Origin of the sequence: Massilia sp. GER05 (assembly GCF_052056005.1) — a bacterium.
GTDB classification, from domain to species: domain Bacteria; phylum Pseudomonadota; class Gammaproteobacteria; order Burkholderiales; family Burkholderiaceae_D; genus Telluria; species Telluria orientalis.
In genome coordinates, this window is sequence record NZ_CP178858.1 from 7,215,600 (window position 1) to 7,237,723 (window position 22,124).

Here is a 22,124-nt window from a genome sequence, read left to right on the forward strand (position 1 = left end):
TCAGTCCTTGTTGCCGGGGGTCTCGCCGCCCGGCCTGAAATCGGCGCCGGCCGTGGGCGCCACCTGGTCTTCGTCGGCCGGGACCGGGTCGACGGGTTTCGGCGCCGGCTTGTCCGCGTCGCCCGGACGCTTGCCGAGCAGGTAGTAATCGAGCGCCTTGCGTGCGATCGGTGCCGCCACCGCCGCGCCGAAGCCGGCGTTCTCCACGACCAGCGCGAGCGCGATGCGCGGATGGTCGGCCGGCGCGTAAGCGATGAACAGCGCGTTGTCGCGCAGGCGTTCCGGGGTCGCGGCGGCATTGTACTTCTGGCCCTTCAGGCCCACGACCTGCGCGGTACCCGTCTTGCCGGCCACGGTGTACTGCACGTTGCGGAACGGGATGAAGGCGGTGCCGCTCTGGTCGGCCGTCACGCCGACCATGGCGCGCTTGACGACGTCGATGTTCTCCTGCTTGAGCGGGATGCGGCCGGATTGCTTCGCCACCGTCGGCGTGCGTGCATGGTTGCCGCCGTCCTCGAGCAGCTTGACGAGGTGCGGCCGCATGATGACGCCGTCGTTGGCGAGCGTCGCCACCGCGTGCGCCATCTGCAGCGGCGTATAGCTGTTGAAGCCGTTGCCGATCGAGATCGAGATCGTGTCGCCGCCGACCCACTTCTGCGCCGCGCGGTTACGCTTGAAGCGCTCGCGCTTCCATTGCTGCGACGGCAGCACGCCCGTCTTCTCGTGTTCGAGGTCGATGCCGGTCTTTTCGCCGAAGCCGAACGGCTGCATGAAGTCGTGCAGGCGGTCGATGCCCATCTCGTTGCCGAGCTGGTAGTAGTAGGTGTCGCACGACATCACGATCGACCGGTACATGTCGATGTAGCCGTGGCCGCCGCGCTTGTCGTCGTTGAAGCGGTGCCCGCCCAGCATGAAGAAGCCGGGGTCGTTGATGCCGTACTCGGGGCGGCGCAGGCCCAGCTCCAGCGCGGCCAGCGCCATGTACGGCTTGAACGTGGAGCCGGGCGGGTACGTGCCCGACAGCGGACGGTTCATCAGCGGCTTGTCGAGCGACGTGTTCAGCTCCGTCCAGCTCTGGGTGTCGATGCCGTCGACGAACAGGTTCGGGTCGAAGCCGGGCCGCGACACGTACGCGAGCACGTCGCCCGTCGCCGGCTCGATGGCGACCAGCGCGCCGCGGTAATCGCCGAACGCCTGCTCGACGACTTTCTGCAGCTCGATGTCGATCGACAGGATCAGGTTGTTGCCCGGCGTCGGCGGCGTGCGCGACAGGGTGCGGATCGCGCGGCCGCCGGCCGAACGCTCCACTTCCTCGTAGCCCGTCTGGCCGTGCAGCTGGCGCTCGTAGCTCTTTTCCAGGCCTTCCTTGCCGATATGGTCCGTGCCGTTGTAGTTGGCGGCATCGTCGCTGGCGTCGATGACCTTGGCCTCGGCCTGGTTGATGCGGCCGATGTAGCCCAGCACATGCGAAGCGACTTCGCCCAGCGGATACTGGCGGAACAGGCGCGCCTGCACTTCGACGCCGGGGAAGCGGAAGCGCTGCGCGGTGAAGCGCGCCACCTCGTCGTCGGTCAGGCGGGTGCGGATCGGGACGCTGGAAAAATTCCTCGACTCTTCCATCAGGCGCTTGAAGCGTTTGCGGTCTTTCGGTTCGATCGTGACGAGCTTCGCGAGTTCGTCGATGACGGAATCGAGGTTCGCTTCCAGCTTGGACGGCGTGATCTCGAGCGTGTAGGCGGAGTAGTTGCTGGCCAGGACGACGCCGTTGCGGTCGACGATCAGGCCGCGGTTCGGCACGATGGGAACCAGCGCGATGCGGTTGTCCTCGGCCTGCGCCATGTACTGGTCGTGCTTGACGACCTGCAGCCAGACGAAGCGCGCGACGAGCAGGCCGAAGCAGATGAAGACGAACAGCACCATCGCCGTCAGGCGCATCCGGAACAGGTGGATCTCGCGATCGCTGTCTTTAATCTCGGTCATTCGGGGAGGCGATGAATAAATGCTTCAGATCGGACGCGTATGGTCCTTGTCGACCGCGCGGCGCTGCGGCGCCAGCAGCAGCCACGTGATGACGGGCCACAGGGCGACGGCGATCACGCTTTCGATGAACACGAGCGCGCCGGGGAATCGGCCCGTGACGAAGAAGCGCACCATCACCTGGATCGCCTGCGTGAGCAGCAGCAGCGGGAACACGTGCATCGCCTGCGTGACGAGCGGGAACCACAGCACGCGGCGGTGGATCATGATCGCCAGGTACGACAGCAGCGTGTACGCGAGGGCGTTCTCGCCCAGCAGCGTGGCGTCGTGCACGTCCATCAGGAGGCCCATGCAGAACGCGATGCCGATGCCGACCTTGCGCGGCTGGTGGATGCCCCAGAACACGAGCACCAGCGCGACGAAGTCCGGCGCGCCGACCCAGCGGCCCCACGGCAGCAGGTTGAGCATGAACGCGCAGACCAGGCTGAACGCGATGAACAGCGGGCTGACCGGCAGCAGGATGTAGTGCGGACGGTTCGTCGTCGGCATCAGGTGCCCTCCTTCGGCCGGGCTGCGGTGTTGGCTGCGGCCGGCGCTCCGGCGGCCGGCACAGGCGCGGCCTGGGTCGGCGCGGCGGTGGCCGGCGCCCGCGTGGCGGCCTGTGCGGCGGTGGCCGGTGCGGCGGTGGCCGGCGCCCGCGTGGCGGCCGGCGCGGCTGCGGCCGGCGCGGCGGTGGCCGGCGCCCGCGTGGCGGCCGGTGCGGCTGCGGCCGGCGCGGCGGTGGCCGGCGCCCGCGTGGCGGCCGGTGCGGTCGCAGCCGGGCTGCGCGTCGCGGATGCAGCAGCAGCGGGGTTCGCACGCGCGGGCGCGGCCGGGTTCTGGTTCGCAGGCGCCGTGGCCGGACGCGCACCGGCGGCCGCGGGCGGCGCGACGGCAGGCGCCAGCGGTTGCGGCGGCAGCGGCAGCGGCGGCACGGGTTCCATGCGCGGCAGATTCTTGCGGGACGTGGTGTTGGCGTTGGCCTTCGGCGCTTCCGCGGCCGGGCGCGGCGGCAGCGGCTGGTCGGACATCACGATCAGCAACTGACGGTGGCGGTCGATGCCGGCCAGCGGCTGGCACACGACGCGGCCAAAGGCGCCCTGCGCCAGGTTCTCGACCTGGATGACTTTCGCGACCGCGAGGCCGGCCGGGTAGATGCCGTCCAGGCCGGACGTCACGAGCACGTCGCCGACCTGGATGTCGGCATTCGGCGCGACGAAGCGCAGGTCGAGAAGGCCCGACTGGCCGCGGCCGTACGCGACGCTGCGCAGGCCGTTGCGCAGCACCTGCACGGGGATCGCCTGCTCCTTGTCGGTGAGGAGCGTGACTTCGGACGTGAACGGGAACACGCGCGTGACCTGGCCGACGACGCCGGCGTTGTCGATCACGGGCAGGCCGAGCTTGACGCCGCTGCGGGTGCCGCGGTCGAGCACCACGCGGCGCGTGGACGGGTCGCGCGCGTCGTACAGGATCTCGCTCATCTGGGAGCGTACGGGCAGGTGCTCGCGCGCGTCCATCAGGCGGCGCAGTTGCGCGTTCTCGGCCATCTGGAGCTGCGCCTGCTGCATGACCTGGGCCATCGCGACCTGCTGGCTCTTCAGGTCGCGCACTTCCTTCTGCAGCGCGGAGATCGAGGAAAAATACGTGCCCATGTTGGCCAGCGCGTCGCGCGGGGCCAGTGCGGCCATCTGGAACGGGTACAGGACCGTTGCCGCCACCTGGCGCACGGCGGTGAGCGCGTGCAGGCGGGCGTCGACCACGAGCAGCGCGATCGACAGGAGAGCGAACACGGTCACCTTGACCCTTGCGGGGGCGCCTTGCTTGAACAGCGGCGGAGGACTGTATTCCATGACTTCCAATAATGCGGGGCCTGTGGCGCCCGCGTCAATCCAGACGCCCGCAGCGGGATGGCGACAAACGGGCGACACCAAACGCGGACGGCGCGTGCCATCCCGGGATCGCCGGAACGGTCACACGCCCTGTCCGCGCAGCCACGGCCGGGTTACTCGTACGAGAAGATCGAGCCCAGCTTGTCCATGCGCTCGAGCGCCATGCCCGAACCGCGCACGACGCACGTCAGCGGATCCTCGGCCACCAGCACCGGCAGGCCGGTCTCTTCCATCAGCAGGCGGTCCAGGTCGCGCAGCAGTGCGCCGCCGCCGGTCAGCATCATGCCCTTCTCGGCGATGTCCGCGCCCAGTTCCGGCGGGGTCTGCTCGAGGGCGTTCTTGACGGCCGAGACGATGTTGTTCAGCGGGTCGGTCAGCGCTTCCAGGATCTCGTTGCTCGAGATGGTGAAGGAACGCGGGATGCCTTCCGACAGGTTGCGGCCCTTGACCTCCATCTCCTTGACTTCGGAGCCCGGGAAGGCCGAACCTATTGCCTTCTTGATCGACTCGGCGGTCTGTTCGCCGATCAGCATGCCGTAGTTGCGGCGGATGTAGTTGACGATGGCTTCGTCGAACTTGTCGCCGCCCACGCGCACGGAGCCTTTATAGACCATGCCGCCCAGCGAGATGATGCCGACTTCCGTCGTGCCGCCGCCGATGTCGACGACCATCGAGCCGGTCGCCTCGGACACCGGCAGGCCCGCGCCGATCGCGGCCGCCATCGGTTCTTCGATCAGGTAGACCTGCGACGCACCGGCGCCCAGCGCCGATTCGCGGATCGCGCGGCGCTCGACCTGGGTCGAACCGCACGGCACGCAGATGATGATGCGCGGCGACGGACGGAAGAACTTCGAGTCGTGCACCATGCGGATGAACTGCTTGAGCATCTGCTCGGTGACGGTGAAGTCGGCGATCACGCCATCCTTCATCGGACGGATCGCTTCGATGTTGCCGGGAACCTTGCCGAGCATTTGCTTGGCTTCCTTGCCGACCGCCTGGATCGTCTTTTTGCCGTTCGGACCGCCTTCCTGGCGGATCGCGACGACCGAAGGCTCATCCAGCACGATGCCCAGGCCGCGCACGTAGATCAGCGTGTTGGCGGTACCCAGGTCGATGGCCAGGTCGTTCGAGAAATAGCTACGTAAAAAACCAAACATGTGTGTCCTGATATGCGCAATAGGGTGCGCCTAACATTAATCGGGGAATCCTCGCCGCGACTGCCGAATCCGCCTCGCGGGCTTTTCATGCGTGGAAGCGGGGCTGGTTTCGCCCGGAGAACGCATTAGCCCGCCATTCTACCTTATAATTTACCGATTAAACGCTGAAAAACGGGTGGTTTCGTGCCCATATCAGCCTGTGAGATCGACGGTATTAGAAAGCTTTTATCAGCTTTAGCGCGCCGTTGTCCAAATTTCATTATCTACACACTCATCTTTTAACGCGGTGCCGAGCCGCGCCTTTTGCCATGTCCCTGACACTTTCAGACGTAAAACGGATCGCCAACCTGGCCCAGCTCGATATGGACGAGGCCCATGCCGAAATCGCCTTGAACGAGCTGAACGGGATCTTCGCCCTGGCCGACCAGTTGCAGGCTGTCGACACCACGGGTGTTGCGCCGTTGTCGCAACCGCTGGCCAGCGTGCTCGCCCTGCCCCTGCGCCTGCGCGAGGACGTGGTGACGGAAGACAACCACCGCGACGATTACCAGGCCCCGGCCCCGAAGACCCAGGACGGCCTGTACCTGGTGCCGAAAGTCATCGCCACCGAATAACCCGCAGCGAACGTCGACCATCATGATGCATCAAAAAACCATCAAGGAGCTGTCCACGCTCCTGCACTCGAAACAAGTCTCGGCGACGGAGCTGACCCGGCACTACCTCGACCGCATCGCCGCCAGCCAGCATAACGCGTTCCTGGACGTGAATCCGGACCTGTCGCTCGCGCAGGCGCAGGCCGCCGACGCCCGCATCGCGGCAGGCAACGCCGGCCCGCTGACCGGCATTCCCATCGCCCACAAGGATATCTTCGTCACGCAAGGCTGGCGCTCGACTGCCGCCTCGAAGATGCTGGGCAACTACGTCAGTCCGTTCGACGCGACCGTCGTCACGAAATTCGCGGACGCCGGCATGGTCACGCTGGGCAAACTCAACTGCGACGAATTCGCGATGGGCTCGTCGAACGAGAACTCCGCGTTCGGCGCCGTGAAAAACCCGTGGGACGCGCTGGCCGTGCCGGGCGGTTCGTCGGGCGGCTCGGCCGCCGCCATCGCCGCGCGCCTCGCGCCGGCCGCGACCGGCACCGACACCGGCGGCTCGATCCGCCAGCCGGCCGCGTTCTGCGGCATCACCGGCATCAAGCCGACGTACGGCCGCGTGTCGCGCTTCGGCATGATCGCGTTCGCCTCGTCGCTCGACCAGGGCGGCCCGATGGCCCGCACGGCGGAAGATTGCGCCCTGCTGCTGAACGAGATGGTCGGTTTCGACGAGCGCGATTCGACGAGCCTCACGCCGGAACAGGGCAACGCGCGCGAAGACTTTACGCGCGACCTGAACCAGCCCCTGACCGGCCTGCGCATCGGCGTGCCGAAGGAATACTTCGGTGAAGGCCTGGCCGCGGACGTCGAGCAGGCCGTGCGCGCCGCGCTGGACGAATTCGTGAAGCTGGGCGCGACGCTGGTCGAGATCTCGCTGCCGAAGACGTCGCTGTCGATTCCCGTGTACTACATCATCGCGCCGGCGGAAGCGTCGTCGAACCTGTCGCGCTTCGACGGCGTACGCTACGGCTACCGCGCCCCGGAATACACCGACCTGCAGGACATGTACAAGAAGACGCGTGCGCAAGGCTTCGGCAAGGAAGTCCAGCGCCGCATCATGGTCGGCACGTACGTGCTGTGCCACGGCTACTACGACGCCTATTACGTGCAGGCGCAGAAGATCCGCCGCCTGATCGCCGACGATTTCCAGGCCGCGTTCCGCGACAAGTGCGACGTGATCATGGGCCCGGTGGCCCCGAGCGTCGCGTGGGACCTGGGTTCCAAGGCGAACGACCCGGTGGCGAACTACCTGGCCGACATCTTCACCTTGTCGACGAGCCTTGCCGGCCTGCCCGGCATGTCGATCCCGGTCGGTTTCGGCCAGGGCGAGAAGCATGCAAAACGCCCGGTGGGCCTGCAAATCATCGGCAATTATTTCGCCGAGGCGAAGCTGCTGAACATCGCGCACCAGTACCAGCAGGCGACCGATTGGCACAACCGCGCACCGGAAGGTGTGTGATGCATACGCGTGGGCACAGAGTGCCCACCCTACGGCAGGCGACAACATCGTAGGGTGGGCTCCCCGAGCCCACGCGTGACGCACGAACGAACGACAAGAGAGAACACTATGCAATGGGAAGTCGTCATCGGTCTTGAGAACCACGTCCAGCTCACGACCAACTCCAAAATCTTCAGCGGCAGCTCGATCAAGTTCGGCGCCGAGCCGAACACGCAGGCGAGCCCCGTCGACCTGGCGCTGCCGGGCGTGCTGCCCGTGATGAACAAGGGCGCCGTCGAACGCGCCATCTGCTTCGGCCTCGCGGTCGGCGCGAAGATCGCGCCGCAATCCGTCTTCGCGCGCAAGAACTATTTTTATCCCGACCTGCCGAAGGGTTACCAGATCAGCCAGTTCGAAGACCCGGTCGTGCAAGGCGGCAGCCTCACGTTCGCGTTCGAGAAGGACGGCAAGCTGGAGACGAAGACCGTCAACCTGACCCGCGCCCACCTCGAGGAAGACGCCGGCAAGTCGCTGCACGAGGACTACCACGGCATGAGCGGCATCGACCTGAACCGCGCCGGCACGCCGCTGCTGGAGATCGTCTCCGAGCCGGAAATCCGCAGCGCCGCCGAAGCCGTCGCCTATGCGAAGGCGCTGCACGGCCTCGTGATGTGGCTGGGCGTCTGCGACGGCAACATGCAGGAAGGTTCGTTCCGCTGCGACGTCAACGTGTCCGTGCGCCCCGTTGGCCAGCAGGAATTCGGCACCCGCTGCGAGATCAAGAACCTGAACTCGTTCCGCTTCATGGAAGAAGCGATCCACTACGAAGTACGCCGCCAGATCGAGTTGATCGAGGACGGCGGCAAGGTCGTGCAGGCCACGCGCCTGTGGGACCCGGACCGCAAGGAAACGCGCGAGATGCGCACCAAGGAAGACGCGCAGGATTACCGCTACTTCCCGGACCCCGACCTGCCGCCGCTCGCGATCTCGCAGGACTGGATCGACCGCGTGAAAGCCGGCATGCCGGAACTGCCGGCCGCGATGCGCGAGCGCTTCATCGGCGACTACGGCCTGCCGGAATACGACGCGCTGATCCTGACCTCGTCGCAGGCGATGGCCACGTATTACGAAGCCGTCGTCGCCAAGGCCGGCAAGGAAAGCGCCAAGGCGGCCGCGAACTGGCTGATGGGCGACGTGTCGTCCGCGCTGAACCGCGCCGACGTCGCGATCGAGAACTCGCCGGTCGAAGCATCGCAACTGGCCCTGCTGCTGAAGCGCATCGCCGACGGCACGATCTCGAACAACGCGGGCAAGAAGGTCTTCAGCCTGATGTGGGAAGCGCAGTCGGGTGACGAAAACCTGGCCGATACGATCATCGAGCGCGAAGGCCTGAAGCAGATCTCGGACACGGGCGCGCTGGAAGCGATCGTCGACGAAGTGCTGGCCAACAACGCGAAGTCGGTCGAGCAGTACAAGGCCGGCAAGGAAGCCGCGATCAACGCGCTGATCGGCCAGTGCATGAAGGCGTCGAAGGGCAAAGCGAACCCGGCGCAGGTGACCGAGCTGCTGAAGAAGAAGCTGGCGGCCTGATCCTTTTCCCCCAACGAAAAACCGGAGCACGCTCCGGTTTTTTTTCGCCCTCCAATTGCCTAGAACCGGGGTCAGAGCCCGGTTTTGGGCAAAGTTTGCCGGGAAATTGCCAAAAAAAGGGCTCTGACCCCGGTTTTATTCGTAGCGAAGCGCGTCGATCGGATCGAGCCGCGCCGCCTGGCTGGCCGGGACGACGCCGAACACGACGCCCACGCCGCCCGAGAACAGCACGGACAGCGCCACCGCCCACCACGGCACGACGGCCGGCGGGAAGTCCGGGATCATCGCGGCAATGCCGACGCCCAGCGCGTAGCCGATCACGAGGCCCAGCAGCCCGCCCAGCAGCGACAGGGTGACGGCCTCGATCAGGAACTGCAGCAGGATGTCGCGGCTGCGCGCGCCGATCGCCTTGCAGATGCCGATCTCGCGCGTGCGCTCCTTCACCGACACCAGCATGATGTTCATGATGCCGATGCCGCCCACCAGCAGCGCGATGCCGACCACGCCGCTCATCACGAGCGTGACGGTACCGCTCAGCTTCTCGAACGATTTCGCGATCTGGTCGGCCGATTCGATCTCGAAATCGTCCGTGTCGTCGGGCTTCAGGCGGTGCGCCTGGCGCATGACCATGCGGATGTGGCTGCGGGTCGCGTCCAGCCGGCCCAGGTCGCGCACGGCCACGGTGATCTGCAGCTGCGGGCGCGTGTTGTTGCCGATGATGCTCTGCCCCGTCTTGAACGGGATGATCATGTAGTTGTCCTGCGACATACCGAAGATCTCGCCCCGCTTTTCCATCACGCCGACGATCTTGAACCACTCGTTCGCGTACAGGACGAATTGCCCGACCGGGTTCGGCGGCAGGTGCAGGTCCTCGATCAGCTTCTCGCCGATGACGGCCACGCGGCGCGCGCCGGCGTCGTCGGACGCGCTGAGGAACCGCCCCAGCCGCGCATAGCGGCCGTTCACTTCCTGGTAGCTGGCCGTCGTGGCGAACACCTGCGCCGTCGCCGACATGCCCGTGAAACGCACCTCGGAAAAGCCGGGCGTGAACACGGGACTGAGGTTGCGGATGCCGTCCACGCGCAGGCGCAGCTGCTCCACGTCGTCGAAGCGCAGGTAGTTCACCTTGCCGCGCATGACCTCCTTGAACTCGTTGTGCGGCCGCACCGTCAGTCCGTTGCCGCCCAGCCCCTCGAACTGGTCGGTGACGCTTTTCGACAGGCCCTGGATCAGCGAGATCACGGTGATCACCGACGCCACCCCGATGATGATGCCGAGCGACGTGAGGAAGCTGCGCAGCCGGTGCGCGCGGATCGATGCCAGTGCCGAGCGCAGGCTTTCGAGAAACAGGTTCATGCCGCGTTCTCCGCATCATTCCTCGTGTCCGACACGATCCGCCCGTCGCGCAACCGCACGACGCGCCGGCACTGCGCCGCGATCTCGGGCTCATGCGTCACCATGACGACCGTCTGCCCGCCCGCATGCAGTTCGCGGATCAGCGCCAGGATCTCTTCGCTGGTGGCCGAATCGAGGTTCCCCGTCGGTTCGTCGGCCAGCAGGATCGACGGCTTGCCCACGAGCGCACGGGCGATCGCGACGCGCTGCCGCTGGCCGCCCGACAGTTCGTTGGGCCGGTGATGCAGCCGTCCGCCGAGGCCCACGCGCTGCAAGGCCTGTTCCGCCAGCGCGAGACGTTCCTTCAAGGGGATGCCGCGGTAGATCAGCGGCTGCGCCACGTTGTCGAGCGCACTCGCGCGCGGCAGCAGGTGAAAGCTCTGGAAGATGAAGCCGATCTCCTGGTTGCGCACGCGCGCCAGCTCGTCGCCGGACATCGTCGCGACCTCGCGGCCGTTGAGCCAGTACGCGCCGCTGCTGGGCCGATCGAGGCACCCGACGATGTTCATCATGGTCGACTTGCCGGAGCCGGACGCGCCGATGAACGCGACGAATTCATTGGCCCGGATGTGCAGGTCGACGCCCTGCAGCGCATGTACGGTCTGGTCGCCCATCGTGTACTGCCGCGTCACGCCTTCCAGCCGGATCACGGATGCGCTCCTTCCGCGACCTTCACGTCGGCCTTCTTCGCGACCACGGCATCGCCGTCGTGCAGCTCGCGCAGCAGGCGCGCGGGGCCCACGGCGATCGTCTGGCCGGCCGCCACGCCCTTCGTCACTTCCTGGTTGGCGTCGTCCGACAGGCCCAGTTCCACCGTCGTCTTTTTCACTTTCCCGTCCTGCACGACGAACACGTAGCTGGTGTTCTTCACCTTGTCCTTCGCGCCCGGGATTTCCTCGCTCAGCACGGCCTGGATCGGCACCGCGGCGCGCGCGGCACCATTGCCGACGACGATCTCGACACGGCACGTCATCCCCGAGCGCAGCGCCAGTTTCGCGTCGTCGAGGCGCAGCTTGACGACGTAGCTGCGGCCCTGCGTCTGCGCGCCGAGGACGGTCTTCGGCGCCATCGCCACGCTTTCCACGCGGCCCGTCACGGGCTGGTCGGGGAACGCGGCCGGGAACACCTTCGCCTGCTGGCCGACGCCCACGCGCGCGATGTCCGCTTCGTCCACGTTCACCTCGGCCATGATGGAGCCGACGTCGGCGATCGTCATCAGCGACGATCCCGCGATGCCGGTGGCGCTGGCGACAGCCGTCTCGCCGATCTTGATCGGCACGGCCGTCACGGTGCCGTCGATGGGCGCGCGCACTTCCGTCTTGGCCAGGTGCTCGCGCGCCTGCGACAGCAGCGCGCTGGCCTGCTCGAGCGTCTCGCGGCTGGCGCGCAGCTCGACCTTGGCGAGATCGACCTGGTGCACGGCGTCGTCGTACTTGGAGATGTCGATGTACTTCGCCTTGTACAGCTGGCCCGTGCGGTCCAGGTTGCGCTGCTGGTTCGCGAGGTTGATCTGGGCGCGTTCGATCGCGATGGCGGCGTTGCGGCGGTTCGCTTCCTGCTGCGCCACCTCGGCCAGGTACACGGTCGGATCGAGCCGCAGCAGGATATCGCCGCGGGTCACCTGGTCGCCTTCCTTCACGAGCACGCCGGCCACCTTGCCGATGACCTCCGCCGACAGCTGCACCTCCTGGCGGAACACGAGGTTGCCGGTCGCGAGGATGGCCGGGTGGATGGCCAGCTTTTGCACGGTCGCCAGCTCGGCCTCGCGGCGCGTCTGCTTGCCCGCGAACTTCACCGCCACGGGGACGATGAAGAACGCCGCGACGACGGCCGCGCCTATCAGTTTCTTCTTCATGCGCTTATCCGAGGAAGGCGATCTTCGCGGCCCAGATGCCGTAGACGACCGCGTACGGCAGCACGGCGACCGTCACGCAGGCGGCGGTCGAGCGTCCCGTCCAGGCCTTCAGGCCGAGCACGGCCAGCGCGATGGACCACACCGACGTCAGGTCGAGATTGGTGGCGAAGCCGAACCAGGGACTGGACATGGGCACGTGCAGCAGCAGGTAGTTGAGCGACACCATGTTCATGTCTTCCGGCGCCAGGCGGCCGCCCGACGTCAGGATCTGCAGCACCGACAGGGGTACCGTCAGCAGGCGCGGGATACTGGTCCAGACGGCGAAGCCGAACCACTTGCCGTAGCCGATGCCGGTGCCCATCGCCTTGCCCGCCAACAGGTAGTACAGCGCCACGACGGCGCAGATGAGCGGCGTGCCCACCACGGCACCGATGCCGGAGCTCCACATCATCGTCTTCGGCGTCATGAACTGCGCCATCGCGGCGCGCGCTTCCGGTTTCATGGGGCCCTGCGCCGCCAGCATGTGCTCGCGGAACCAGGCGAAATCGAGCGACGAGACGTACCAGCAGCTCACGGCCAGCGTCAGCAGGATCAGGACGAGCAGGGGGATGAAGGGGCGAGGCTTGTCCTTCAGCCGTGCGAAGGTGGGCGAAGGCGCGAGGATGACGTTTCCGATGTCGAAGAGCGGCTGCGTGGCCATGTGTTGACTCCCTGATTATTGTGATCGGGTAGCACCTGCTACCCGGTGCCAAGCAGTCTAGGGTGTTTACGCCGCGAAAAACTCACCAATTGTCATGACACCGGGGGCACGCCCGAATTTATACGCGGCGTTTACATCGCTTCCAGCAACGCCAGCGCCTGCGTCCTTGCCGCCGCCCGTAGCGAGCGGCGCAGCGCCGCATCGTCCGTGGTCCGCGCCAGCACCATCCCGCCCACGCACAGCGCGACGATGGCCTGCGCGCGCTGCTCGCCGTCGGTTTCGTGCTTGAGCGCGCCCGCGTACACGTGCACGAGATTGCGGATCAGCTGCGTGTACGCCTTCTGCGGCGACAGCCCCGCGCGCGCCACGTCGCCCGGCAATGCGTACAACGGACAATGCGCCTCGATGTTGTCGAACACCTCGTCGCTCAGGTAGATGTCGACCAGCATGCGCGCCAGTTCGCGCGGCGCGGGCGGCGGCGAGTCCTTGAAATCGGGCTTGAACGGATTGCACGTGCTGAAGCTGGCGACGGCCGCCGCGTACAGATCGTCCTTGCTGTCGAAGTGGTGATAAAAGCCGCCGCGCGTGAGGCCGGCCTCGGACATCACGCGGTCGATCGACACCTGTTCGAAGCCATGGCGGTTGAACAGCCGGCGCGCCGCATGCACGATGCGTTCGCGGGTCTGGGCCTTGTGTTCGCTACTGTAGGGCATTCGCGTCTCCTTTCGAGAACGGCATTATGCGCGTATTCACATTATGTTCTTGAACATATTATGTGGCCGCGTATTCTGGTTTCCATTCACCACAAGGAGACGACACATGTACACGCTGACCACCTTCCGTTCGGTTCCCTCGTTTGCCGTGGGCCACGTGCGCGACCTGCGCGTGCGCTGGGCCCTCGAGGAAGCGGGCCAGTCCTACGACCTGCGCCTGATCGGCTTCGAGGAGAAGGAAGCGCCCGCCTACCGCCGCGAGCAGCCGTTCGCCCAGGTGCCCGTGCTGCACGACGGCGACCTGGCACTGTTCGAAACCGGCGCGATCCTGCTGCACCTGGGCGAGCGCCATCCCGTCCTGCTGCCGCGCGATCCGGCCGCGCGTGCGCAGGCGACGATGTGGATGTTCGCCGCGCTGAATTCGGTCGAGCCCTACGTGGGCAACCTCGCCAACCTCGTCGCGTTTTCCATGGACCAGCCGTGGGCCGAGGCGCAGCGTCCCGCGCTCGAGGAGATCGCGCTGAAGCGCCTGGGCCAGGTGGACGACTGGCTGGAAGGCCGTGATTTCCTCGCCGGCGAGTTCGGCGCGGCCGACATCCTCATGACGACCGTCGTGCGCCTGCTCGACGGCATGGGCTACGTCGAACGCTTCGCCCGCCTCGCGGCCTGGCGCGACCGCTGCACGGCGCGCCCCGCCTACCGCAAGGCGCTGGCCGCGCAGGTGGCGCAGTACGTGGTCGCGCCCGCGGTCGCCTGATTCAGTCGGTCGCGGGTACCAGCGGTATCGTGGCCGGCCCGCGCCGGCGCGCGAAGTCCGACGCGATGCCGGCGCGGATCGCTTCGAGCCGGCGGCCGTCGCGGTACAGCAGGTTGTAGCTTTCGAACGGAACGAGGCGGCCGTCCGGCAGCGCGAAGTGGATGCACGATTTCTTCAGCGCGCGCACGTCCAGCGAATACGCATCCATGAACTGCACGATCAATACGCGGAACACGTTGTCGTAGCGAAGCGCGGACGGCGCGCTGACGAGCGGCAGGCAGCACATCAGCTCCGACAGGCAATTGGCCTGCGATTCCGGCGAGTGGTTCGTCGAGAACAGTTCAAAGATGCGGTTCTTCACGGCGCCGTGCAGCGCGGGGTCGCGTTCGAACACGATCGTGTTGCCGCTGCCTTCGACGAGCGTCTGCGGATCCAGCCAGCGCGTCAGCGGCACGGTGCCCTCTTCCGTCTTGATCGCGTACGCCATCGCCAGCGTGTCCGGATTGCACGGCACGGGCACCACGTCCTCCAGCGTGAACAAGCCGCTTTGCTCGGCGATGCGGCGCCGGATCTCCGACACCGTCAAACGGTGCAGGCGCGGATCGTAGTCTTCGACGCGGCCGGCATCCTGGATCGGCTGCAAGGTCACGCCGCGCACGCAGGGCTGCTGCAGCGCGAAGTCGATGATCGCGCCGATCTCGCCGTCGTTCAGGCCTTTCTTGAGCGTGACGACGAGCGTCGTCGACAGGCCGGCTTCATTGAGGTTGTCGAGCGCTTGGCGGCGGATGCGCGTGAGGTCGGCGCCGCGCAATTCGCGATGCACCTCCGCGCGCAGCGAATCGAACTGCAGGTAGACCTCGACGCCGGGCGCGTAGCCGGCGAGGCGCTGCACGAAGCCCTTGTCCCGCGCGAGCACGATGCCGTTCGTGTTGATCATCACGTGCTTGATGGGGCGCGCTTTCGCGGCGTCGAGGATGTCCCAGAACTCCGGATGCAGGGTGGGCTCGCCGCCGGACAGCTGCATCACGTCCGCCTCGCCTTCGTTGGCGACGACGGCGTCGAGCATGCGGATCACTTCCACCAACGGACGATGCCGCTCGCGGTGCGTGCCGCTCTCCGCATAGCACACGGGGCAGTTCAGGTTGCAGTTGTCCGTGATCTCGACGACGGACAGGCAGGAGTGCTGCATGTGGTCCGGGCACAGGCCGCAGTCGTACGGGCAGCCGTACTCCATCTTCGTGTTGAACCGCTGCGGCATCTCCGGGTGCTTGACGAAGACTTCGCGGCACAGGCGGTAGTACGCGACGTCGTCGCTGACGAGCACGCGCTCGGTGCCGTGCGCGCCGCACCATTTGTCCATGTAGACCTTATCGTCCTTGAACACGATCTTCGCTTCGACCGGGTGCAGGCAGGTCGAGCAGACGGAGGTCGTCGTGTCGTAGAACAGGTAGGGGCGGGATTTGCGGGTCATGCGACCTCCCTGCGTAATTGTGCGAAGACGAGCGGCAGGTAGCACGCCAGCGCCACGATGCACACCCACTGGATGCCCGACAGCCCGAACGCATACGCATACGGCACCGGCTTGATGCCATCGACGACGAGCCGCCAGGCCAGGTAGGACGCGAGATACAGCTTGAACGCGAGCCCCGGACTGCGCGCGAGCGGCGCGCGCCAGCGCCACAGCAAGCTGCCCACACCCAGCACGAACAGCATGTCGTAGACCTGCGTGGGATGGCGCGCGATGCCGTCGCCGAAATCGACGCCCCACGGCAGCGCGGTCGGTACGCCGTACGTCCCGTCATGCAGGCCCGCGAGGAAGCAGCCGATGCGGCCGACGACCGTGCCGGCGACGAGGGGCAGGATGAACTGGTCGCCCGTCGAGCGGCGGATACCCGTGAGCTTCTTGGCGATCTCCACGCCGATGAGGCCGCCCAGCAGTCCGCCGACGATCGACTGGCCCGACGCGATCAGGCGCCAGTCCGGCACCATGCCCTGCCACAGGTGCGGCATCTCGATCCAGAACACGAGCTTGTTGCCGATGGCGGCACCGAGGATGCAGCCGACGACGACGGCGAAGGAGCCCGGCTGCAGCAGCGCGGGTTGACGGGCGCGCCGGCGCTGCCAGCGGTACAGCTGCACGCCGCCGGCGAGGGCCAGCCATTCGAATACGAGGTGAACCCACTGCGCGGTCGCAGCGGACAGGACGGGACCCTTCATGCGCCGCCGGGCGGACGCTTGCGCCACAACCTGATGACAATCCAGCCGCACACGAAGGCGATGCCGAGCCCGATCAGGCCGAAAACGAGCGCGACCGACGAGAAGTTCTCGGGCCCGGGCGAGGACAGGCCGGCCAGCCCGCTGAAAGTGCCGACGGCGCCGCACAGGCCGAAGCCCGCGAGCGCCAACGAGAGAATGGCAGTCAGAAACCCGCGCGCGACGTTGTTCATGGCAGCTCCCAAATAGTTGCCGCCATTACATCACATTCCGCCGGCTCAGGCCACGCCGTATTGCTCGCGGTACGCCGCGACGGCATCCTTGTGCTGGGCCAGCGACGGATCGGCCTCGAGGTAGCCGAACAGGTCGGCCAGGCTGGCGATCGAGATCACGGGGATGCCGTAGGTCTGGCTGACTTCCTGCACGGCCGACAGCGGCGACAGCACGCCGTCCTTGCCGCCCCGTTCCATGCGGTCGAGCGCGATCAGCACGGCGGCCGGTTCGGCGCCGGCGGCGCGGATCATCGCCACCGATTCGCGCACCGAGGTGCCGGCCGAGATCACGTCGTCGATGATGACGACCTTGCCCGCCAGTTTGGCGCCGACGATGGTGCCGCCTTCGCCGTGGTCCTTGGCTTCCTTGCGGTTGTAGGCGAACGACGTGTTGCGGCCTTTCGCGGCCAGCGCCACGGCGGTCGCGGAGGCGAGCGTGATGCCTTTATAGGCCGGGCCGAACAGCATGTCGAATTCGAGGCCGGAATCGAGCAGGGTCTGGGCGTAGAAATCGGCCAGCTTGCCGAGCGTGGCGCCGTCGTGGAACAGGCCCGCGTTGAAGAAGTACGGCGACTGGCGGCCCGCCTTGGTGATGAACTGGCCGAACTTCAAGACTTCGGCTTCGACTGAAAACGCAATGAACTGTTGGCGCAGATTGTCCACGACACGACCCTCGAACTGTGAAAACCGGTATTGTAATCCGCCCCGCCCCCGCCCGCGAAGCCGGTGTTCCACCACCCGCGTGAGACGGTGCAGGCGCCGTTCCGTGCGCGGCGCCCGCAGCGCCCGGCCGACCATGGCGAGGAATGCGTCCTCGGCGCGGCGGACGCCGTCCAGTTCGGCCTGCATGCGCACGTGTTCGGTCGTGTCGCGCACGAAGCAGCGGGTGTAGCGCAGGCGGCCGTCCTCGAAACAGGCGTTCGCGCGGATGACCACGTGCCGGATCGAACCGTCCTTGCAGCGCAGGCGCGCCGGCTGGTCCACCACCGTTTCGCCGGCCGCCAGCCGCGCCAGCATGTCGGCGGCGACGGCCGGATCGGCGTGGAACCGGGCGGCATGGTGCCCGACGTATTCTTCCCAGCGGTAGCCGAGCATCTGCAGCTCGGCCTTGTTGGCCCACAGGATCGTGCCGTCGGTGCCGACCTGGTGCAGTCCTTCGGCCGCGTTCTCGACCATGTCGGCGAACTCGCGTTCGCGCCGCAGCAGGTCGCGCTCCGCCCGGCGCCGCCGCGCCGCCTCCGCGTGCAGCGCATGCACTTTCTGCTCGAGCCGGACCAGGTTGATGTCGACGGGTTGCCCGGACGGCAGCGGCGCCGCCACGTCGGCGCAGGCGTGGTCGTGCCCCGCGCAGACCTGGCGGAACACGTGCGCCGCGTCGGACGCGGGAAACAGGGTCCAGGGATAAGCGCAGAACAGCGAGAAGTCGAGCTTGCGCGCCAGCTCGTTCCACAGCCGCTCCAGGTGCAGGGCCGCGTCGTAGCGGCCGCGCGCGCACAGCAGCGCCACCATCTCGCCGAACGCGTGGACGGGCGCGCCGCCGGCGCAGGCTTCGGCCACCACGCGACCCACCTCGTACTCGAAACGGGCGCGGTCGGGCCAGCCGTCGACCATCAGGCGCGCCAGCGTCGTCTCGGCGTCGAACCACGCGACGTCGCGCGACGGCGGGGCGGAACGCCCTTCCGCGCGCGCCAGCTCGTCCAGGCGCCGGCGCAGCGCATCGGTGTGCGCGCCGGTGGCGATGACGATGGCCCGTCCCCGCGTCCGCAATGCCCGCTCGATGAAGAACGCAACCTCGTCGAGCAGCGTGTCGCTGTCGTCGTAAAAGCGCACGAAATGCCCCGTCTTGCCGTGTTTGCCGGACAACAGGTCGTCGGTCTTGATCAGCATGGGGGTTTCTAATGGATGAAAGATGTAATTCTATCCACATCAAGCGCGATCAAGACGGCGGCGGCTGTTCATGTCACAGTTGTATTGACATAAATCAAAACGTCAGACGTTTAGTCGGTGCCCGCAGCCAACCGCACGACGAGATCGGGATTGACCGGTTTGACGAGATGCGTATCGAAACCGGCCCGGGCGCTGTGCTCGCGGTCGGCGGGCAGGCCGTAGCCGGTCAGGGCGACGAGCCGGCACGGGTGGCCGTCCAGCAGCGCGCGCAGGCGGCGCGCCACCTCGTAGCCGTCGAGCACCGGCAGCCCGATGTCCAGCACGGCCAGGTCGGGCAGGAAGTCCGGCGCGGCGGCCAGGGCGGCCACCGGTTCGTGGAAGACCCGCACGTCATGGCCGTGCGCGGCCAGCAGGCGCGCGAGCGTGTCGGCGCCGTCGACGTTGTCGTCCACGACCATGATCCGCCGCCGGACGGCCGCCGGCGCGTTCGCAGGCGGCGCCACGTCCGGCATGGCGCAGGCGGCCGGGGTACGCCGGGGGAGCAGCACGACGAATTCGCTCCCCATGCCCGGCCCGGCGCTATGCGCTTCCACGTGGCCGCCATGCTGGCCGACGATGTTCCTGACGAGCGCGAGTCCAATGCCCAGGCCGCCCTCGGCGCGGTCGATGGCGCGCTTTCCCTGGAAGAACAGGTCGAATACCTGGGCGCGCAGTTCCGGACTCATGCCGATGCCGGTGTCGCTGACCGCGAGGCGCACCCGTTCGCCGTCCACGCCATGCGCGCGCAGCACGACGCGGCCGCCGGGCGGCGTGTAGCGCGCCGCGTTCGTCAGCAGGTTCGACACCACCTGGGCCAGGCGCATCGGATCGCCCTCCCAGGCCAGGTCGGGTTCGATGTCGACGTCGAGCCGGTGGCGGCGCTGTTCCAGCAGCGGCCGGGCCATCTCGATGGCCTTGCCCAGGGGCTGCGCGAGGTCAACCCGTTCGCACTGCAGCTCCACCTTGCCGCGGGTGACGCGCGAGATGTCCAGCAGGTCGTCCACCAGCCGCACCAGGTGCTGCACCTGGCGTTCGATGATCTCGCGTTCGCGCGCGAAGCCGGTCTCGCCGCGCATGCGGATCAGTTTCAGCGCGCTGACGATCGGCGACAGCGGATTGCGCAGCTCGTGGCCGAGCATGGCGAGGAATTCGTCCTTGGCCCGGCTGGCGGCCGTCAGTTCGGCCAGCAGTTCGGCGCGCTCGGCGTGGGCGTGCTCGATCTCCTGGCGGGTGCGCACGTGCTCGGTGACGTCGACGGCCACCACGATCATGCCGCGTTCCTCGCCCTCTTCGACCGCCAGCGGTTCGACGCTGAACTTGAGATAGCGCCCATGCACGTGCAACTCTTCCACGCGGGCCGCGCGGCCGGTGGCGTGGACGTGTTCGAGCAGATGGTGGATCTCGCCGCCGCGCAGTTCGGGAAAGGCACGCAGCAGCGGCTGCCCTTCGATGCCGTCGCGGCCCACCAGTTCGCGGTAGCAGCGGTTGGCCAGGCGGAACACGAAGTCCGGCCCCATCAACAGGGCCGCCGCCACCGGGGCGTCGAGCAGCATGCGGTCGCGCTGCTTGAGCGCGATGTCGCGCTCGCGCCTCTCGGTCGCGTCGCGCGTGAAGCAGCGCGTGTAGCGCAACTGGCCGTCTTCGAAGCTGCCGTTCGAGTGGATCAGCACATGCCGGATCGAGCCGTCCTTGCAGCGCAGCCGGGCCGGATAGTCGTACAGCGTGTCGCCGCACGCGAGGCGGGTGACGATGTCGTCGATGACCGGGCGGTCGACGTGGAACTCGGCGATGTTGTGGCCGACGTATTCCTCCCAGCCGTAGCCGAGCATCTGCAGCTCCGCGCGGTTGGCCCACAGGATGGTGCCGTCGGCGCCGACGCGGTGCAGGCCTTCGACCGCGTTCTCGACGAAGTCCGCGAGTTCGCGCTCGCTGCGGCGCAGCACCTGTTCATTGTCCTTGTACCTGCGCACCTCCGCGCGCAGCGCCCGGACCTCCTGCTCGAGCCGGATGCGGCCGATGTCGGCGTCGCCCTCGGCCGGCAGGGCCAGCGCCGTGTCGGCGCAGGCATGATCGTGTTCGGCGCACACGCGGCGGAACGCCTGCGCCAGCTCGGGCGTGGGGAACGCATCCCAGGGATAGGCGCAGAACAGCGAAAACACGTGGCGCCGCGCCAGGTCGTTCCAGAGTTCCTCGAGCCGCAGCGCCGCATCGTGGCAGCCGCGCGCGCACAGGAGCGCCACCATTTCGCCGAACGCATGGACGGCGGTGCCGCCGGCGCAGGCCGCGGCCACCGCGCTGCCCACCGCGGTCTCGAAACGCGCCGGCTCGGGCCAGCCGTCGACCATGAACTGCGCGAGCACGGCGTCGGCGTCCATCCACGCGACCCGCACGGCCGCCGCCGGACCGAGGCGCCGGCGCAGCACGTCGATGTGGTCCGGCGTGGCGATGACGATGCCCTTGCCGCCCATATGCACGGCCTGCGCGAGGAACGTCGCGACTTCGTCCAGCATGACGTCGCCCTCGTCGTAGAACCGTACGAAATGTCCACTCCTGCCGTATTTCCCCGACAGCAGATCATCCGATCTGATCAGCACGTCAACTCCTTGTGCGGGGTAAAAGCGCCCGGCCCCCGGGCACAATGGACCAGTTTAACATACCGGACCGGGCGTTTAACGTTTGTTTAACCGCCATGGATGTGTTGATGGAAGTCAAAACGAGCTACACTATCGCCCTTGGCCCACCGCACTTTTGTCCAGATCCATGCCACGAATTATCTCCGCCAACCTGAACGGCATCCGTTCCGCCCACAAGAAGGGTTTCTTCAACTGGATGGCCAGCCAGGACGCCGATTTCATCTGCGTCCAGGAGCTGAAAGCCCAGCAGGCCGACATGACCGAGGAATTCCTCGCGCCGCACGGCTACCACGGCCATTTCCACTATGCCGAGAAAAAGGGTTACTCGGGCACGGGCGTCTACAGCCGCACGAAGCCGGATGCCGTCAGGACGGGCTTCGGCTGCCTCGAATTCGACAACGAAGGCCGGTACACCCGCGCCGACGTGGGCAACCTGACCGTCATTTCCGTCTACTGCCCGTCCGGATCCTCGTCGCCGGAGCGCCAGGAAGCCAAGTTCCGCTTCATGGAAGTGTTCCTGCCGCACCTGCAGGAGCTCAAGGCCGAGGGCCGCGAGATCGTGATCTGCGGCGACTGGAACATCGCGCACAAGGAAATCGACCTCAAGAACTGGAAGGGCAACCAGAAGAATTCCGGCTTCCTGCCGGAAGAACGCGCCTGGATGACCCGGATCTTCGACGAACTGGGCCTCGTGGACGTGCACCGCGGCATCGACCAGCGCCCCGAGCAATATACGTGGTGGAGCAACCGCGGCCAGGCGTGGGCGAAGAACGTCGGGTGGCGCATCGATTACCACGTCGCCACCCCGGGCATCGCCGCCAAGGCGCACGCCGTCTCGATCTACAAGGACGAACGGTTTTCGGACCATGCGCCGCTGATCATCGATTACCACCTCTGATAATTCCCCCCGGCA

Annotated in this window: 19 protein-coding genes and 1 pseudogene; 5 read left to right on the top strand and 15 right to left on the bottom strand. The window is 67.0% G+C overall.

Annotated features, from left to right (window positions below; translation table 11 throughout):
* The 4 genes from mrdA to ACL58G_RS31875 form a co-directional block, all read right to left on the bottom strand.
* Entirely contained in the window at positions 1-1,980 is a 1,980-nt protein-coding gene (gene mrdA / locus ACL58G_RS31860; RefSeq protein ID WP_413386616.1) for a penicillin-binding protein 2, read from the bottom strand.
* A gap of 24 nt (positions 1,981-2,004) precedes the next feature.
* Complete coding sequence (mreD, locus tag ACL58G_RS31865; RefSeq protein WP_025511654.1) at positions 2,005-2,526, bottom strand: rod shape-determining protein MreD; 522 nt, start codon at positions 2,524-2,526, stop codon at positions 2,005-2,007.
* A complete protein-coding gene (mreC, locus tag ACL58G_RS31870; protein ID WP_440964534.1) occupies positions 2,526-3,866 on the bottom strand; it encodes a rod shape-determining protein MreC in 1,341 nt (446 codons plus the stop codon). Before mreC ends, mreD begins: the two co-directional genes overlap by 1 nt.
* A 152-nt stretch (positions 3,867-4,018) precedes the next feature.
* Positions 4,019-5,062 (bottom strand): rod shape-determining protein, encoded by a 1,044-nt coding sequence (locus ACL58G_RS31875; protein WP_025511657.1) that lies wholly within the window; start codon positions 5,060-5,062, stop codon positions 4,019-4,021.
* Between the two features lie 308 nt (positions 5,063-5,370).
* On the opposite strand from ACL58G_RS31875, the gene gatC reads away from it, so the two are divergent.
* The 3 genes from gatC to gatB all read left to right on the top strand — a co-directional run bounded on the left by gatC (position 5,371) and on the right by gatB (position 8,746).
* The gene (gene gatC / locus ACL58G_RS31880) at positions 5,371-5,676 is read left to right on the top strand and encodes an Asp-tRNA(Asn)/Glu-tRNA(Gln) amidotransferase subunit GatC (protein WP_371765932.1); all 306 of its coding nucleotides are present in this window, start codon (positions 5,371-5,373) and stop codon (positions 5,674-5,676) included.
* A 25-nt stretch (positions 5,677-5,701) separates the two neighbouring features.
* Positions 5,702-7,177, top strand: coding sequence for an Asp-tRNA(Asn)/Glu-tRNA(Gln) amidotransferase subunit GatA (gene gatA / locus ACL58G_RS31885; protein ID WP_440968180.1), 1,476 nt, complete (start codon positions 5,702-5,704; stop codon positions 7,175-7,177).
* A 75-nt stretch (positions 7,178-7,252) separates the two neighbouring features.
* A complete protein-coding gene (gene gatB / locus ACL58G_RS31890; RefSeq protein ID WP_440964535.1) occupies positions 7,253-8,746 on the top strand; it encodes an Asp-tRNA(Asn)/Glu-tRNA(Gln) amidotransferase subunit GatB in 1,494 nt (497 codons plus the stop codon).
* Between the two features lie 135 nt (positions 8,747-8,881).
* On the opposite strand, the gene ACL58G_RS31895 is transcribed toward gatB, so the two are convergent.
* From ACL58G_RS31895 to ACL58G_RS31915, 5 genes are all read right to left on the bottom strand, one after another.
* Positions 8,882-10,102 carry an ABC transporter permease gene (locus ACL58G_RS31895; protein ID WP_413338664.1) on the bottom strand — a complete coding sequence of 407 codons (1,221 nt, stop codon included), beginning with the start codon at positions 10,100-10,102 and terminating at the stop codon, positions 8,882-8,884.
* The gene (locus ACL58G_RS31900) at positions 10,099-10,791 is read right to left on the bottom strand and encodes an ABC transporter ATP-binding protein (RefSeq protein WP_413386609.1); all 693 of its coding nucleotides are present in this window, start codon (positions 10,789-10,791) and stop codon (positions 10,099-10,101) included. Before ACL58G_RS31900 ends, ACL58G_RS31895 begins: the two co-directional genes overlap by 4 nt.
* Entirely contained in the window at positions 10,788-11,996 is a 1,209-nt protein-coding gene (locus ACL58G_RS31905) for an efflux RND transporter periplasmic adaptor subunit (protein WP_413386607.1), read from the bottom strand. Before ACL58G_RS31905 ends, ACL58G_RS31900 begins: the two co-directional genes overlap by 4 nt.
* A gap of 4 nt (positions 11,997-12,000) precedes the next feature.
* A complete protein-coding gene (locus ACL58G_RS31910; RefSeq protein WP_413386605.1) occupies positions 12,001-12,696 on the bottom strand; it encodes a YIP1 family protein in 696 nt (231 codons plus the stop codon).
* A 131-nt stretch (positions 12,697-12,827) separates the two neighbouring features.
* Positions 12,828-13,409 carry a TetR/AcrR family transcriptional regulator gene (locus ACL58G_RS31915; protein WP_413338672.1) on the bottom strand — a complete coding sequence of 194 codons (582 nt, stop codon included), beginning with the start codon at positions 13,407-13,409 and terminating at the stop codon, positions 12,828-12,830.
* Positions 13,410-13,515: 106 nt separating this feature from the next.
* Between ACL58G_RS31915 and ACL58G_RS31920 the strand changes: the two genes are divergently transcribed.
* Positions 13,516-14,166 (top strand): glutathione S-transferase family protein, encoded by a 651-nt coding sequence (locus ACL58G_RS31920; protein ID WP_413386603.1) that lies wholly within the window; start codon positions 13,516-13,518, stop codon positions 14,164-14,166.
* Position 14,167: 1 nt separating this feature from the next.
* Here ACL58G_RS31920 and ACL58G_RS31925 read toward each other — a convergent pair whose 3' ends face one another.
* From ACL58G_RS31925 to ACL58G_RS31950, 6 genes and pseudogenes are all read right to left on the bottom strand, one after another.
* Positions 14,168-15,637, bottom strand: coding sequence for a radical SAM protein (locus tag ACL58G_RS31925; protein ID WP_440964536.1), 1,470 nt, complete (start codon positions 15,635-15,637; stop codon positions 14,168-14,170).
* A complete protein-coding gene (locus ACL58G_RS31930) occupies positions 15,634-16,383 on the bottom strand; it encodes a prolipoprotein diacylglyceryl transferase (RefSeq protein WP_440964537.1) in 750 nt (249 codons plus the stop codon). Before ACL58G_RS31930 ends, ACL58G_RS31925 begins: the two co-directional genes overlap by 4 nt.
* Entirely contained in the window at positions 16,380-16,613 is a 234-nt protein-coding gene (locus tag ACL58G_RS31935; RefSeq protein WP_413338682.1) for a hypothetical protein, read from the bottom strand. The genes ACL58G_RS31930 and ACL58G_RS31935 overlap by 4 nt, the downstream gene beginning before the upstream one ends.
* Positions 16,614-16,658: 45 nt before the next feature.
* Positions 16,659-17,315 (bottom strand): orotate phosphoribosyltransferase, encoded by a 657-nt coding sequence (pyrE, locus tag ACL58G_RS31940; RefSeq protein WP_413389060.1) that lies wholly within the window; start codon positions 17,313-17,315, stop codon positions 16,659-16,661.
* Positions 17,316-17,498: 183 nt separating this feature from the next.
* Positions 17,499-18,539, bottom strand: a pseudogene (locus ACL58G_RS31945) (MEDS domain-containing protein); the annotation flags it as partial.
* Positions 18,540-18,649: 110 nt separating this feature from the next.
* A complete protein-coding gene (locus ACL58G_RS31950; RefSeq protein WP_440964538.1) occupies positions 18,650-21,172 on the bottom strand; it encodes an ATP-binding protein in 2,523 nt (840 codons plus the stop codon).
* A 166-nt stretch (positions 21,173-21,338) separates the two neighbouring features.
* Between ACL58G_RS31950 and ACL58G_RS31955 the strand changes: the two genes are divergently transcribed.
* Complete coding sequence (locus ACL58G_RS31955) at positions 21,339-22,109, top strand: exodeoxyribonuclease III (protein ID WP_413386593.1); 771 nt, start codon at positions 21,339-21,341, stop codon at positions 22,107-22,109.
* Positions 22,110-22,124: the final 15 nt, after the last annotated feature.

What these genes read in the sequence shown, in the direction of transcription:
- mrdA (WP_413386616.1), bottom strand. Translation starts at nt 1,980, where the DNA reads ATGACCGAGATTAAAGACAGCGATCGCGAGATCCACCTGTTCCGGATG.
- mreD (WP_025511654.1), bottom strand. Translation starts at nt 2,526, where the DNA reads ATGCCGACGACGAACCGTCCGCACTACATCCTGCTGCCGGTCAGCCCG.
- mreC (WP_440964534.1), bottom strand. Translation starts at nt 3,866, where the DNA reads ATGGAATACAGTCCTCCGCCGCTGTTCAAGCAAGGCGCCCCCGCAAGG.
- ACL58G_RS31875 (WP_025511657.1), bottom strand. Translation starts at nt 5,062, where the DNA reads ATGTTTGGTTTTTTACGTAGCTATTTCTCGAACGACCTGGCCATCGAC.
- gatC (WP_371765932.1), top strand. Translation starts at nt 5,371, where the DNA reads ATGTCCCTGACACTTTCAGACGTAAAACGGATCGCCAACCTGGCCCAG.
- gatA (WP_440968180.1), top strand. Translation starts at nt 5,702, where the DNA reads ATGCATCAAAAAACCATCAAGGAGCTGTCCACGCTCCTGCACTCGAAA.
- ACL58G_RS31895 (WP_413338664.1), bottom strand. Translation starts at nt 10,102, where the DNA reads ATGAACCTGTTTCTCGAAAGCCTGCGCTCGGCACTGGCATCGATCCGC.
- ACL58G_RS31905 (WP_413386607.1), bottom strand. Translation starts at nt 11,996, where the DNA reads ATGAAGAAGAAACTGATAGGCGCGGCCGTCGTCGCGGCGTTCTTCATC.
- ACL58G_RS31910 (WP_413386605.1), bottom strand. Translation starts at nt 12,696, where the DNA reads ATGGCCACGCAGCCGCTCTTCGACATCGGAAACGTCATCCTCGCGCCT.
- ACL58G_RS31915 (WP_413338672.1), bottom strand. Translation starts at nt 13,409, where the DNA reads ATGCCCTACAGTAGCGAACACAAGGCCCAGACCCGCGAACGCATCGTG.
- ACL58G_RS31920 (WP_413386603.1), top strand. Translation starts at nt 13,516, where the DNA reads ATGTACACGCTGACCACCTTCCGTTCGGTTCCCTCGTTTGCCGTGGGC.
- ACL58G_RS31925 (WP_440964536.1), bottom strand. Translation starts at nt 15,637, where the DNA reads ATGACCCGCAAATCCCGCCCCTACCTGTTCTACGACACGACGACCTCC.
- ACL58G_RS31930 (WP_440964537.1), bottom strand. Translation starts at nt 16,383, where the DNA reads ATGAAGGGTCCCGTCCTGTCCGCTGCGACCGCGCAGTGGGTTCACCTC.
- ACL58G_RS31935 (WP_413338682.1), bottom strand. Translation starts at nt 16,613, where the DNA reads ATGAACAACGTCGCGCGCGGGTTTCTGACTGCCATTCTCTCGTTGGCG.
- ACL58G_RS31955 (WP_413386593.1), top strand. Translation starts at nt 21,339, where the DNA reads ATGCCACGAATTATCTCCGCCAACCTGAACGGCATCCGTTCCGCCCAC.